Here is a 13,730-nt window from a genome sequence, read left to right on the forward strand (position 1 = left end):
CCCCTCCTGATCATCACCTTGACAGACCGAAGCAGTTGTCCATAAGAGACTTCTTTTTTTCCAATTTCATTTTAGGGAGTTTTGCGATGCAAGTTGAAAAGACGAAAAACGGCGCCGCCGGCGCTTTTGTGTTTCAGGCCGTGGTGGAGAAGTGCGAGGGCTGTGAGCGGATCAAGGAAGACAATGGATTGCGCCATTGCACCAGCTACGCCGAACCCGAGGCCAAGTGGGCCTTGGGTGTCTGCAACTTCGCCACCCACGTCAAGGCCAGCGTGGACAAGCAGGGCAAGGTCAAGATCAACCCGCTGAAGGCTTCCAAACGCGCTGCTCGCGGACGTTAAGCGACCCTTTTGGTTTTGTGATCTTGTTCTGATGCGTGAAGCTTTGTGCTCCTTCATCTCCGGTGGACGCGACCGGTTGATTGAGTTGCAGCGAGACCTGGTGGCCATTCCGGCCCTGGGTCCGCTCAACGGCGGCCAGGGCGAACGGGAAAAAGCCGAATACCTCCTGCTCCTGCTGCGCTCCATGGGTATTCGGCAAATCGAGGAGATCCCGGCTCCGGATGACGCCGTGCCCAGCGGCTTCCGGCCCAATCTGGCCGCTGTGATTCCGGGCCGGGACGCCTCCCGGACCTTCTGGGTCATCTCCCATACCGACATCGTCCCTCCGGGCGATGCGGAGCTTTGGACCAGCCCCCCTTATGAGTTGCGGGTGGACGGAGATCTGATCTACGGACGCGGCGTGGAGGACAACCACCAGGGCTTGGTGGCTTCTTTGCTGGTGGCCGAAGCCGTGCTCGCCGGGTCTGAGCCGCCGCCCATCAATTTCGGAATGCTCTTTGTCGCGGACGAGGAGACCGCCAGCGCCAAAGGGTTGGACTACGTGCTCACCCACCGCCGGGATCTCTTCGCCCCCCAGGATTTGATCCTGATTCCGGACTTCGGAACCGCGGACGGAGAAATGGTTGAAGTGGCCGAGAAAAGCCTGCTCTGGCTGAAGTTCTCGGTCTTCGGCAAGCAGTGTCACGCCTCCACCCCCCAAAAAGGCGTCAACAGCCTGGTCGCCGCTTCGGACCTGATCCTGCGTCTGCGCTCCCTGTACGCCCGCTTCGACCACCAGGATCCGCTGTTCTTCCCCCCCACCTCCACCTTCGAAGCGACAAAGAAGGAAGCCAACGTCCCCAACGTGAACACCATTCCCGGGCTGGACGTCTTTTATGTTGACTGCCGGGTTCTGGTCCAATACGACCTGGATGAGATCCAGGCCGCCGTGGACGAGACCTGCGCCGGAGTGGCCGCGGATCACGGGGTGCGCGTGGAATGGGAGATCGTCCAGGAAGTCCGTTCGGCTCCGGCCACTTCACCGGACAGCCCCATTGTTCAGCGCATGCTGGCCGCGGTTCGAGCCGTGCATGGGACCAACCCCAGGCCCATGGGCATCGGCGGCGGCACCGTGGCTTCGTTTCTGCGCCGCCAAGGCATCCCCTGCGTGGTCTGGTCCACCCTTTTGGGCACGGCCCACCAGCCCAACGAGCATTCTTCCATCCGGAACACCCTGGCCGACGCCCAGGTCATGGCTCATGTCCTGTGCATGAATGACCCGGCCTGAAGACCGAACAGGAACTCGGGACGAATCTTTCCGAGATCGCCCGGACTTGACCCGGGTGATCCTTCGCCATCCCCATGCCTCGATCCTCCACCACTGAAGACCCTCCCTCTCCCCGGCCCTTTGACTGCGTAACCCTCCGCAAGCCCTTGGAGCCGGACCAGTTCGACGTAATCATCGTGGGTGCCGGCCATGCCGGGTGCGAGGCGGCCATGGCCGCTGCCCGGATGGGCCTGACCACTCTGCTGCTGACCATCAACATCGACCGTATCGGCCATCTTTCCTGTAATCCGGCCATCGGCGGCCTGGCCAAGGGACACATGGTCAAAGAGATCGACGCCCTGGGCGGATGCATGGGAGTCTGGGCCGACCAGGCCGGAATCCAATTCCGAATTCTGAACACCCGTAAGGGGCCGGCTGTCCGGGCCACTCGGGCCCAGATCGACCGGGACGCCTACATGCGGGTGGTCCAGCGGAACGTCTTCGCCCAGGAACGGCTCTGGGTCCGCCAGGAAATGGTGGATGGTCTGCTGGACCGGGACGGGCGCACCATGGGCGTGCGCACCCATCTGGGCGAGAACCTGCTCGCCCGGGCCGTGCTCCTGACCACGGGAACCTTTTTACGCGGCTTGATCCATATTGGCCTGGAACACTTTTCCGGGGGGCGACTCGGCGATCCGCCGACAAAATCGCTTTCCGCGGATCTGCTCCGGCTCGGCCTGGAATTGGGTCGACTGAAGACCGGCACCGTTCCCCGGCTGCGCCGCGACAGCATCGACTACCAGTCCATGACCCCGCAACCCGGAGACGATCCGCCGCGCCCCTTCAGCTTTCATTCTCCCGGCATCCGTCTGCCCCAGGTTCCCTGCCACCTGACCCATACCAACGCGGCCACCCACGCCGTGATCCGCTCCGGTCTTGACCGCTCCCCGTTGTATACCGGGATCATCCAGGGAACCGGCGCGAGATACTGCCCGTCCATCGAGGACAAAATCGCCCGGTTTCCGGACAAGGACCGCCACCAAGTCTTCGTGGAGCCCGAAGGCGTGGACCATCCGGAAGTCTATCCCAACGGCCTGCCCACCAGCCTGCCCCTGGAAGTTCAGCGGGCCATGCTGCGGACCATCCCCGGCCTGGAAGCGTCCCAGATCGTCCGCCCCGGCTACGCCATTGAGTACGATTTCGTCTTCCCGGAACAACTTCTGCCGACCCTGGAGACCAAAGTCGTTCGCGGTCTATACTTGGCCGGACAGATCAACGGCACCTCCGGCTACGAAGAGGCGGCGGCCCAGGGGCTCTGGGCAGCGCTGAACATCGCCGCGGCTCTGAACGGCGCCCCGCCTTTTCTTCTCGGACGCGACCAAGCCTACATGGCCGTGCTGGTGGACGACCTGGTGACCAAAGGCACCCGCGAGCCCTACCGGATGTTCACCTCCCGGGCCGAACACCGCCTTCTGCTACGCGAAGGCAACGCGGACCAGCGCCTGACCCCTTTGGGCCGGTCCCTGGGCTTGGTCCGGGACGATCACTGGCATATTTTTTCGCGAAAACACGGCGCCCTGCACGCCGCCTTGGAAGGACTGCGCTCCGTCACGGTCCGACCCGACGCTGCCACCAGGGCGTTTTGCGAGTCCCGGGGCACGGCCCTGCCGGGCAAGGCCCTCACCCTGGAGGAACTGCTCCGCCGACCGGAACTGCATCTGGCCGACCTGGCCGTATTCTGGCCGAACCTGGCCGGCCTGGAAGAGGATGTGGGCGAGGAAGTGGAAAACCGGGTCAAATACGCCGGATACCTGACCCGGCAGGAAGAACTGGCCGGCCGAGACCAGTTCCTGGAACGGCTTTGCTTGCCGGACGACCTGGATTACGAAATGGTGGCTGGACTTTCCCGTGAGGTTCGTGAAAAGTTGACTCGCGTCCGACCAATGAACCTGGGCCAAGCAGGCCGGATTTCCGGCGTCACCCCGGCTGCCCTGGGCTGTCTGCGCATTCACCTGCGTAAAATGGAGAAAACGCCTTCCCCACCATCACGGTCAAGTCCGTTGGGCACGCCCGAACCATGAACCTGCCCCTGGTCCGAACCCTGGGACGCTGGGCCATCGACCGGTCCCAAAGCTACACCGGGATGGCCCGCATTCTGACGCGGATCACCGCGGCCTTCCTGCGTCTTTCCGTTTTCAATCCGGCTGTTTTTTTCGTCCTCGTCCGGCAGATATACTTCACCGCGGTCCAGCCGCTGACCATCATCATCGTAGCGGCCCTGGTCCTGGGTTCGATCACGGTGCATATCCTCCTGCGCGCCCTGCTCACCCTGGGAGCCTACGAACAGATCGGAGACTATCTGATCACGGCCATGCTCCATCACATCGCGCCCATCACCTGCACCCTGATCATTGTCCTGCGTTCCGGGACCGCCGTGATCACCGAAATGGCCTTGATGAAGATCAACCGGGAAATCGACACCCTCGACGCCATGGCGGTGCCGGTGGAGGAATATCTCTATCTTCCGCGCTTTCTGGCGTTTGTGATCGCCGGTCCCTGCCTGAGCTTTTGTTTTTGCGTCATCGGCCTGTTCGGCGGCTTTTTGACACTGGGCTTTCTGCACGACATCACCTTTGCCAACTACCTGGACCGACTCCTGGCCGCGGTGCATGTCTCGGACGTGCTGAACCTGATCGCAAAGTCCGCGCTCATGGCCGGGTTGGTCTGCCTGGTGGCCCTGCAACGTGGGCTCAGTGTCCAGCGCTCCTTCACCGAAGTTCCGATCCGTTTGATCCAAGGCATGATCCAGATCGTGACCCTGATCATCGCCGTGAAAGTGCTCTTCAATCTGTTCTGAAGCTGGAATCGGTTCACCCCGAATCAACCCCAATCACCCAAAAACACCTCGAAACACCCAGAGTCACCATGTCCCCGTCACCGGCCTTCGTATCACAACTCACGGCAAAACGTCGGCATCTCCTTCTGGTTTCCGAAAACGAGCCGACAATTTCCCGGCTCACGGCCATGATTGTCCAGTCCGATTTCCACATCGGGGTCATCAGTGAGAACTTCCCCTTTTTGGCCAACCTTTCCGCACTGGAAAACATCGTTTTGGGGTGCATGTACCACAAGGCCATGTCCTTCCAGTCCTGCCGGGAGAGAATCCAGGGGCATATCGACATCCTGGGACTGAATGACGCCCTGGACCAGCGGGCCCAGATCCTGAGCAGATCGATGCTGCTGAAAATGCATCTCCTGCGCTGCATCGCCAACGAATCCGCCTTCATCATTTTACCTCTGCCTTCCCGCTCGGACTGCGACATCCTGAGCCGGGCCTTGGAAAGCTTGGAGCGCGAGATTTTTCTCTGGGTTGCCTGCTTGTCAAACAATCAGGATATCTATACTTCCTTGGAATACCCCATCATTGACCTGAACTCCCTGCAATGAGCCTCAATCAACGCACCCTGGAACTCAAAGTCGGCTTCTTCGTGCTGGCCATACTCGTCGCCGTGGTCCTTTTGATCGTCCATATCGGAATCAAAAAAGACCTCTTCGCCGAGCGCATCCAATATACCGTGGTCAGCCAGACCGGTGAACGGATCGAGCCGGGCGTTCCCGTTCGGCTTTCCGGCTTCAACGTCGGCCAGGTCACGGAAGTGACCCTGGATCGGGTGGACCAGGTCCGGATGACCATCCTCGTCCTGAAGCGCTATCAGCAATGGTTCACCGAGGACGCCAGGATCATTCTGGAACAGGAGGGCTTCATCGGCAACAGCTTCCTGAAACTGATGCCCGGCTCGGAAACCTCTCCGGTACTGGAGGAAGGCGCGGTGATCCGCCTGGACAAAATCGGCGGCATCAGCGAACTGATCCAGGACATGCAGCCGGTGATCGAGGCCCTCAGGGCCATCGTGATCAACGTCTGGGACCTGACCGACTACCTCGTTGACCAAGACGGGCCTGTGCGCCGCATTCTGGTCAACGCCGAAACCATGACCGAACGTCTGCTGGTCGAACACGGCCTGATCCACTACCTCGCCGAAGACCCCCGCCCCGTCGAGCATATCGACCAAATCCTGGCCCGAGCGGATACCGCGATGCTAGGCGTCAACCGCCTGTTGGACAGCACCGCGCTGCGGGTGGAGGACTTGGCTCCGATCCAGGAAGAGATCGCCGGGGTGATCCGGGAAGTGAACATGCTGGTCGTGGAGTTCCATGGCATCCGGGAAGACATCTCGCCGCTCTTGGCCAACGTCACCCAGATTTCCGAAGACGTAAAAACCGCGACCCATGACCTGGTCAGCCTGCGCCGCCAGGGTGAATACAGCCTGCGGCTGGGCACGGAACTGTTGCTGCGGCTCAAGGAAACCTGGCCGCTTTCCCGCCGGGAAGCGACCGGACCGAAACACGCCTACCCCTGGCCATGAGAGTGCGCAAAATGCAGTTTCCCGCCGACCCTCTCCAACTCGCCTCTTCCCGCCTTCAAGGGTTGTCTCGGGTCGCGTCGCTGATGCTGATCGTGATGTTTTTCTCGTCTCTGTGGGCATGTGGACCTTCCCAACCGCGGTCCGCGTACCCTCCCCCGGACACTCTGCGTATGGCCGAAGCCCAGCGCCACGAGTTCATCCAACTTTTTCTGCAAGGCCGCTGGTGCGAGGCCCAGGGACTGTTTGAGCGCAGTCTGGAAAGCTATCATATCCAGGACGACTTTTGCTCCGCCGCGCAAAACCACCTGATTGCCTGGAAACTGCACCAATACCTGAACCTGGACGCGGACCACCATCTGAGCGCGGCCCGGGATCAGGCCGGAACCGGGTTGGATTGCCCGGGGCTCAATCTGCCCGACCTTGACGCGGTCCACGAGGTCCCAGCCGACGATCACCTCACGCCGCGGGATCGAACCTACCGGAAAATGATCGATCAGGGTGCGTTCACGGCCCTGACCGCCAAGCTGCGCGCGGAGCCGGATCCGCTCTTCTCCTCGGTCTACGGACGCAAGGCCGCAAAGGCCGCCTTGGACGCGGACCATCCGGACCAAGCCCGGACGCTCATCCACCAGACCCGCGAACTGGATGCCGAGCAAGGTTGGATCGTCTTTCTCATCGAAGACTGGAGCTTCATCCTGTCCCTGACTCCGGCCCCGGACGAGGTTCGCCACATCCAAAACCGTATTGGTCTCCTGCGCAATCTGATTCAGCCATGTTCACCGTAAAAACATTCGGCCCCCTTCCGCTGCCCGTCAGCCAAACCGAGTTCTATTTCCAAAACTGGGAATTCAGCTTTTCGGACGCCCAGAAGCCGCTGACTATAACCATCGCTCTGATCCTGTTTCTGGTCCTGGTTTCCGCGGCGGTCACCCTGTATCGTCGCGCCAAGGGCTCCGAAACCGCCGGACTTTCCATTCACGAACCAGCCAAGATTCAAGATATTCTCAACGAAGCGCTCCAACAACGCGCCACGTATGAATTGCGCTTCCAGGACGAAAGCGCCCAGCGCACGAGATTTACCTGCTCCCCCGTGGGTTTTGCTCCCGCCGTGGGGATCTCGCTGGAGCTTTCCGGATATATCAAGCCCCGAAAGTCTTGGATTGGCCGAGGCGTCGTCTGCTACTTCAAAACCGCCGGGCAACGCAAAGAAATCAAATGGTCATTTTTCTCCTTCACGACCACCATCGTCGATCTCGTCTCCTCCCAAACCCGCCAACACATCGTCCTTGCCACCCCGGAAAAACTGGAACGCAAGCAGCGTCGCGGCCACCTGCGCCTGGACCCGCCCAGTGAAGACATCCCGGAGGTTCAAATCTGGCCGGAGACTCTTTCCAATCTCGACCGCCCGGAGGATGATCTCCCCCTCCTGGAATTCATGGTCACACAACAGGACAACCCCCTGCGCGTTCTGAACATTTCCGGTGGCGGCCTCTTGCTGGAGTTGCGCCCCCCCCTGCCGAAGGTTTTGGGAGCAGACCTGGAAAAAGGGCATCGGTTCTTCATCCGCCTGGGCCTCCGCGACCCGGAGCAAGGCACCGTGCGGTCATACCAGCTCTTAGCCCAGGTCCGGAATATTTTCATCGACCCGACCCATGGCAAACGCTTGATTGGACTCTCCTTCGTCGCCCACCTCCCCGAGACGGAAGGCCCAAGACGCTGGGAGCCCCTGAACGGCAATGGCGTTGAAGAAATCGAGGACTGGGTTTTTAAACGACATCTGGGTTTATACCGGGAAAAAGGCCTGGTTTGAGGGTGGGGCGGAACCCACTAAAACCCATAAACCAAACAACACGGGAGGAATCTTGGAAGAGGGCATGGAAGGCAAATTCTGGAGCATGTTCAAACGGATTTTTCGCAAGGACGACGCATCCAGCATTGAAGCCATCATTCTGGCGGCCAGGGACGAAGGCGAGATCCGCAAGGAGGAGGCCTCCATCGTTCTCAAAGTGCTGCGCCTGGGACGCAAGCAGGTCCACGAAATCATGATTCCGCGCACGGATATCGTCTGCGCCGAGATCGAGGACCGGATCGAAGACGTGGCCGAGTTGATCATCGCCCACGGTCACACCCGTATCCCGATTTACAAGGATAACAAGGACAACATCGTGGGCATCGTGCACGCCAAGGACCTGTTGCAGTTCGTGCTCCACCCCACGTCGTCTCCCCAAAACAGGCTGGAGGAAATCCTTCGCGAGCCCCTGTTCATTCCGGAAACCAAGAACGTCATGGAAATGCTCCAGGAGTTTCAGTCGCGCAAGAACCATCTGGCCGTCGCCCTTGACGAATACGGCGGGACTTCGGGCATGCTCACCTTCGAGGACGTCCTGGAGGAGATCGTCGGAGACATTGAGGACGAGTACGACGCCCCGCGGCCCGACGACATCCAGATCCAGGAAGATGGAGGCTACCTGATCTCCGGCAGGACCGAGCTGACCGAATTGCGGGAAAATCTTGTGGTGGCCCTAGACAGCGACCAAGTGGACACCATCGGGGGCTACCTGTCCCAACTGGCCGGTCGGGTACCGCGCAAGGGCGATGTTTTCGACATTCAGGGCTTCCGCTTCCGGATCAAGGACGCGGATCAGAAAAAGGTCCGCTGGATCGACGTCCATCCCCTGGAAACGGAAGCCGGCCCGGAAGCATGATGTCCTCCCCGCTGTCGGCCGCGCTTTTGGTCGCCCTGCTCGGAGCTTGGTTCGGCCACGCCAACCCGATCTCCCACGTGCCCGGAGCGGCCCTTCTTTTTCCAGCCGCGCTGTTCTGGATCGCCCTGAAGGCCTCCTCTCCCTCCGCTGCCTTTCGCTCCGGCTGGATCTGCGCCGCCGCGGCCTACGCGGCCTGCCTGTACTGGGTCTTCATCCCGGTCCACGTCCACGGGGGCCTGCCTTGGATACTGGCTCTGCCCTGCCCGATCCTCCTGGGTCTATATCTTGGCCTGTACGGCGGCGTTTTTTCGTCCCTGATCCATTGGGCGCGCCCCGCCCTTTCCCCCGCCTTCCTCGGCTTGAGTGCCGGCCTACTCTGGGGCGGGATGGAAATGGCCCAAGGCACGCTGTTCTCCGGCTTCTCCTGGTTGACCCTCCCGGCGGCCCTGGCCCCTTGGCCCGCGGCCATCCAGGGCTTGGCCCTGGTGGGCGAATACTGGCTGTCCGCGATGTTCGTGGCCGCGACGGCCTGGCTGATCCTGTCTCGCGAGAGCACGTTCAGCCTGTTGCTGGGCATCGCCACTCCCCTGATCCTGATCGGTTTCGGGATCATGACCCTAGCCAAGCCCCTCCCGGAAGGGGAGTCGGTCCGGGTCACGCTGGTCCAGGGCAATATCGACCAAACCGTAAAATGGGAGACGGAATACCAGGAAGCCACTGTCCGGGCATATCTGAATCTGACCGCCAAGGAATTGTCCTCCGGGCCGGAACTGGTGGTCTGGCCTGAGACGGCCATGCCCTTCTACCTTCAGGAAGAACACGCCTTGTCCAGGCAGGTCCGGGACTTCGTCCGCTCCCAGGAGCACTTCACCCTGCTCACCGGCGCTCCGCGTTACGAAGTGAACCTGTCCACCGGCGAGATCGGGTACGCCAACTCGGCCTTTTTGCTCGGCCCCAAAGGAGAAACCATCGACGTCTACGACAAGGAACACCTTGTCCCCTTCGGCGAGTACGTTCCCCTGGCTGGCCTCCTGCCCTTCATCCGCCGCCTGGCCCACAGCGAAGGCGACTTCGTGCCCGGCAACGACCCCGCTCCACTGCGTTGGGACCGGCTTGCTCTGGGCATGCTCATTTGCTACGAAGCAATCTTTCCCGGATTGAGCCGGGAACGGGTTCGCGCCGGAGCGAACCTCCTGGTGAACATCAGCAACGATGCCTGGTTCGGCCGATCATCCGCCCCGCGGCAGCACTTGAACCAGGCCGTCCTCAGGTCCGTGGAGCAGGGCCGATTTCTCGTTCGTTCCACCAATACGGGCGTCTCGGCGATCATCGACCCCCGGGGCCGACGACTGGAAGCCGGAGGATTGTTCCATCGCTTGACCCTCTCCTATCCGGAAGTTCTCCTTCTCGAAGACCGCACGTTTTATCATCGGCACTTCGCGTTCCTTCAGGCGCTCTTGCCCGCGGCCGTCGCCCTGTTGCTCGGATCGGTCTGGTGGCTTCGCCGACGACGAGCGTCTTTCGGGATGAAGTAAGTTTTTTTTGTAACTGCTCAGAAAATGTTGGTGTTAAAAAAAAGAGCGATCTCTTGAATGCCGCGGAAAGAACCTGGATTCCGGCCTTCGCCGGAATCCAGTCCGAATTGTCCCGAGTGAGCTGAGTAGTCCCTTTGTTTGACTATCATCATGCACCGCATTGAACCACGGAGTCTTGTTTCATGAGTACGGCTGAAGCCCAGCGCGCCGAGAAAGGGAAAAAACTATTGCAGTTTTCCGAACTGAAGACGGAAAACGCGAATATGGAAGAGCAATTCAACAGCTTCTGGAGGAGTCTTTGACCGGGATTCCTACGAAGCTCGCCTGGTGGAGATCGACAAGGCCATCTCCCATCCCGAGGCCTGGAATGACCCCCGGAGCATGACGCCCCTGCTTCAGGAAAAGACACGGCTCAGCGGAGCGCTTCAGGAATGGAATGGTCTGCGCAAAGCCAAACAGGATCTGGACGAGTGGCTGATCATGGCTGAGGACGAACCCGACCAGGAAGTCCTGGAAGAGGTTCAGAGACACATAACCGTTTTGTCCGACAAGCTGGAACAGGCGGAACTGCATACCTTGCTCAGCGCACCGGAAGACCAGCATCCGGTGATCCTGGAAATCCATCCCGGGGCCGGAGGCACCGAAGCCCAGGACTGGGCCGAAATGCTTCTGCGGATGTACCGGCGCTGGGCCGAGCGCCACCAGTTCAAGGTCCAAGTATTGGACTACCTGCCCGGAGACGAGGCGGGGGTGAAGAGCGTGGTGCTCCAGATCGAAGGTCCGTACGCCTACGGCCTATTGAAAAGCGAAAAGGGCATCCATCGCCTGATCCGCATCTCGCCCTTCGACTCCTCCGGCAGGCGGCACACCTCCTTCGCCTCCGTGGACGTCTATCCGGACGTGGGTCAGGAAATCGAAATCGAAATCAACGAGGAAGACCTGCGCATCGACGTATTCCGGGCCAGCGGCCCCGGCGGGCAGCACGTGAACAAAACCAGTTCCGCGATCCGGATCACTCACCTGCCCACGAACATCGTGACTCAGTGCCAGAATGAAAAGTCCCAGCACCGCAACAAGGACGCGGCCATGAAGATGCTCAAGGCCCGCCTCTACGAACTGGAGTTGCGTAAACGCGAGGACGAAAAACAGGCCCAATACGCCACAAAAGACGCCATTGCCTGGGGCAGCCAAATCCGGACCTACACCCTCCAGCCCTACCGTTTGATCAAGGACCATCGCACCAATTTCGAAATGGGCAACGTCGAGGCCGTGCTGGACGGAGACATCGACGACTTTATCCGAAACCATCTCCTGGAGACCCATGTCCGAAAAGCCGCCTAGCCTTCCCGCACCTTCGGAATTGCGGGCCGAGTTGGAAACCCTGCGTGGCCGACTGGCCTCCCTGCATCCGGACTCAGAGCCAAAAGACAATCCCGGTGCGGACGCGGTTCTGTTTCGACTGCTCAGGGGTCTTTCTCCGGAACGCTCCGACGACGTGCAGGCCGTGCTTCAAGGATTCCCCTGGGTTTTTCTGCCTCTGGAAGACAATGCCTACCCGGCTCTGAGTCGACTCCAGGCCCGGCTCGACGACCTGACCCACGCCGCCGGTCACGACGATCTGACCGGTCTGGCCCGACGAATCGTGTTCGATCAGGCCTTGCTCACGGAGATGGAGCGCGCTCGCCGCTCCAGGCTGTCCTTGAGTCTGGCCATATTGGACATCGACGATTTCAAGCAAATCAACGACGACTGCGGCCATGTCCACGGAGACTTGGTCCTGCGAACCGTGACCGAGGTCCTGCGTAAAAACATTCGCAGGGCCGATCTGGCAGCGCGCCTGGGCGGGGAGGAATTCGCCCTGCTGATGCCCGCCACGACACAGACCAGTGCTGTGTACCTGCTGGAACGGATCATGGACGCCGTCCGCAAACTGCGCTTCGACTGCCCCACCGCCAGCGGCCCCCAGGTGACCGTTTCCGTCGGACTGGCCTGCTACAAGGGATTCCGGGATATGCTGCCCGTGGAGTTGGTCGAACTGGCGGACAGCGCTCTGTACTCGGCCAAGCGGACCGGGAAGGACCGCCTGGAGAAAGCCCCTTTCAGGGACATCGCTCCGGATCCGGCCTCCCAAACCTTGGTGGATACCACGGAAAAAAACTTCCTCTTCCACGGTCTTTCCTCCTGATCACCTCAAGCACCGACATCTCATGCGAACCAACCCAAACAAAACTTTGAGCATTGCCGTATTCAGCGGCAAAGGCGGCGTCGGCAAGTCCAGCCTCAGCGCAAACCTGGGCTTTTGTCTGAGCGAATCCGGCCAGCGTTGCCTGCTGATGGATTGCGACCTCGGACTGGCCAATCTGGATGTCCTGCTGGGTATTTCCAGTGAAATCACCATCCAGGATCTCCTGACCCTGGACATCACCGCCCAGAGTATCGTCCAACCTGTGGCCCCGAACCTGGATCTGCTCCCCGCCGCAAGCGGCGTGCCCGAACTGGTGGAAATGGACGAGGATCAGCGCGCCCTGTTGCTGAAGAAGCTGGAACCGATCATATCCGAATACGCCTTCCTGATCCTGGACATGGCCGCCGGTCTGAACCCCACTCTGCTGTCCATGGCCAGGGCCGCGGCCAAGCGAATCGTCGTGCTCACACCGGAGCCCACCTCGTTGACCGACGCCTATGCCGTGATCAAAGTGCTTTCGACCAAGGCCGACATTCGCGATTTCCTGATCCTGGTCAACCAGGTTGCTGACCGGGAAGAAGCCCAAACCACCCATCGACGCCTGGACGCCGCCGTGGAAAAATTCCTCGGCTTCAAAACCCACTACCTGGGCATGGTCCGGAGTGATCCGAACATGGGCAAGGCCGTGGCCAAGCAGCAGGCCCTGATGCGCTTCGCGCCCGAATCGCCGGCCGCCGAGGACATCCGAGTGCTGGCCGAACGCCTGCGGTCCCTGCGCACGGCCCTGATGCCGGAACTGATCGACAAACCGGCTCTGGCAAATTTTTAGCCCTCAACCTATAGAATTTTTTCACGTATCGGTGTAAGTAGTCACGAATTGGCCCTCACCGTGTGTTTTATATCGTCTGCCATACCGCTTTGGGGAGAATGCTTATGAATAAAAGTGAATTGATCCGCACCCTGGCCGAAAAGAACGACATCCCGATGGAATACGCCAACATCGTGGTGAGCACCTTTTTTCAGTCCATCAAGGACGCGATGATCCAGGGCGATCGCGTGGAAATCAGGGGGTTCGGCAGCTTCAAGGTCAAGGACTACCAGGGGTACAAGGGCCGCAACCCCAAGACCGGTCAGTCCGTGGAAGTCCAACCCAAACGCCTGCCCTTCTTCCGACCAGGCAAGGAACTTAAGGACCACCTGAACGAAGACGCGTAGCGAGACGAGCGGAACACCGCAGTCAAATCGGAAAATTCGTGCTCGTGCTCAGCCGGTCACGGCGATGCTCGTGCTC

Annotated in this window: 14 protein-coding genes; all 14 read left to right on the plus strand. The window is 60.4% G+C overall.

The window, feature by feature from the left end; all coding sequences use genetic code 11:
• Positions 1 to 86 precede the first annotated feature (86 nt).
• The 14 genes from C6366_RS04090 to C6366_RS04155 all read left to right on the plus strand — a co-directional run bounded on the left by C6366_RS04090 (position 87) and on the right by C6366_RS04155 (position 13,654).
• On the plus strand, positions 87 to 341 hold the full coding sequence (locus C6366_RS04090) for a PxxKW family cysteine-rich protein (protein WP_107736075.1): 255 nt from the start codon (positions 87 to 89) through the stop codon (positions 339 to 341).
• Between the two features lie 31 nt (positions 342 to 372).
• Complete coding sequence (locus tag C6366_RS04095) at positions 373 to 1,608, plus strand: M20 family metallo-hydrolase (RefSeq protein WP_107736076.1); 1,236 nt, start codon at positions 373 to 375, stop codon at positions 1,606 to 1,608.
• 74 nt (positions 1,609 to 1,682) lie between these two features.
• Positions 1,683 to 3,668: a tRNA uridine-5-carboxymethylaminomethyl(34) synthesis enzyme MnmG gene (mnmG, locus tag C6366_RS04100; RefSeq protein ID WP_107736077.1), complete on the plus strand. Its 1,986-nt coding sequence runs from the start codon at positions 1,683 to 1,685 to the stop codon at positions 3,666 to 3,668.
• The gene (locus tag C6366_RS04105; RefSeq protein WP_107736078.1) at positions 3,665 to 4,444 is read left to right on the plus strand and encodes an ABC transporter permease; all 780 of its coding nucleotides are present in this window, start codon (positions 3,665 to 3,667) and stop codon (positions 4,442 to 4,444) included. The genes mnmG and C6366_RS04105 overlap by 4 nt, the downstream gene beginning before the upstream one ends.
• Positions 4,445 to 4,512: 68 nt before the next feature.
• Entirely contained in the window at positions 4,513 to 5,034 is a 522-nt protein-coding gene (locus C6366_RS04110) for a hypothetical protein (RefSeq protein WP_107736079.1), read from the plus strand.
• On the plus strand, positions 5,031 to 6,014 hold the full coding sequence (locus C6366_RS04115) for an MlaD family protein (protein ID WP_107736080.1): 984 nt from the start codon (positions 5,031 to 5,033) through the stop codon (positions 6,012 to 6,014). Before C6366_RS04110 ends, C6366_RS04115 begins: the two co-directional genes overlap by 4 nt.
• A gap of 11 nt (positions 6,015 to 6,025) precedes the next feature.
• Entirely contained in the window at positions 6,026 to 6,799 is a 774-nt protein-coding gene (locus C6366_RS04120) for a hypothetical protein (protein WP_107736081.1), read from the plus strand.
• Positions 6,787 to 7,824 carry a hypothetical protein gene (locus tag C6366_RS04125; protein WP_107736082.1) on the plus strand — a complete coding sequence of 346 codons (1,038 nt, stop codon included), beginning with the start codon at positions 6,787 to 6,789 and terminating at the stop codon, positions 7,822 to 7,824. Before C6366_RS04120 ends, C6366_RS04125 begins: the two co-directional genes overlap by 13 nt.
• Before the next feature lie 64 nt (positions 7,825 to 7,888).
• A complete protein-coding gene (locus C6366_RS04130) occupies positions 7,889 to 8,719 on the plus strand; it encodes a hemolysin family protein (RefSeq protein WP_233248387.1) in 831 nt (276 codons plus the stop codon).
• Positions 8,719 to 10,254 (plus strand): apolipoprotein N-acyltransferase, encoded by a 1,536-nt coding sequence (lnt, locus tag C6366_RS04135; protein ID WP_107736084.1) that lies wholly within the window; start codon positions 8,719 to 8,721, stop codon positions 10,252 to 10,254. Before C6366_RS04130 ends, lnt begins: the two co-directional genes overlap by 1 nt.
• Before the next feature lie 182 nt (positions 10,255 to 10,436).
• Positions 10,437 to 11,595, plus strand: a protein-coding gene (gene prfB, locus C6366_RS04140) for a peptide chain release factor 2 (protein ID WP_199221419.1) whose coding sequence is annotated in 2 segments (ribosomal slippage) — positions 10,437 to 10,544 and positions 10,546 to 11,595 — 1,158 coding nt in all. Because the reading frame shifts where the segments join, the coding sequence is not laid out codon by codon here.
• Positions 11,576 to 12,439 (plus strand): GGDEF domain-containing protein, encoded by an 864-nt coding sequence (locus C6366_RS04145; protein WP_107736086.1) that lies wholly within the window; start codon positions 11,576 to 11,578, stop codon positions 12,437 to 12,439. Before prfB ends, C6366_RS04145 begins: the two co-directional genes overlap by 20 nt.
• A gap of 22 nt (positions 12,440 to 12,461) precedes the next feature.
• A complete protein-coding gene (locus C6366_RS04150; RefSeq protein ID WP_107736087.1) occupies positions 12,462 to 13,268 on the plus strand; it encodes a MinD/ParA family protein in 807 nt (268 codons plus the stop codon).
• A gap of 104 nt (positions 13,269 to 13,372) precedes the next feature.
• Positions 13,373 to 13,654, plus strand: a complete 282-nt coding sequence (locus C6366_RS04155) for an HU family DNA-binding protein (protein ID WP_107736088.1) — start codon at positions 13,373 to 13,375, stop codon at positions 13,652 to 13,654.
• Positions 13,655 to 13,730 lie beyond the last annotated feature (76 nt).

This window comes from Desulfonatronum sp. SC1 (assembly GCF_003046795.1).
Taxonomy (GTDB): Bacteria; Desulfobacterota; Desulfovibrionia; order Desulfovibrionales; family Desulfonatronaceae; genus Desulfonatronum.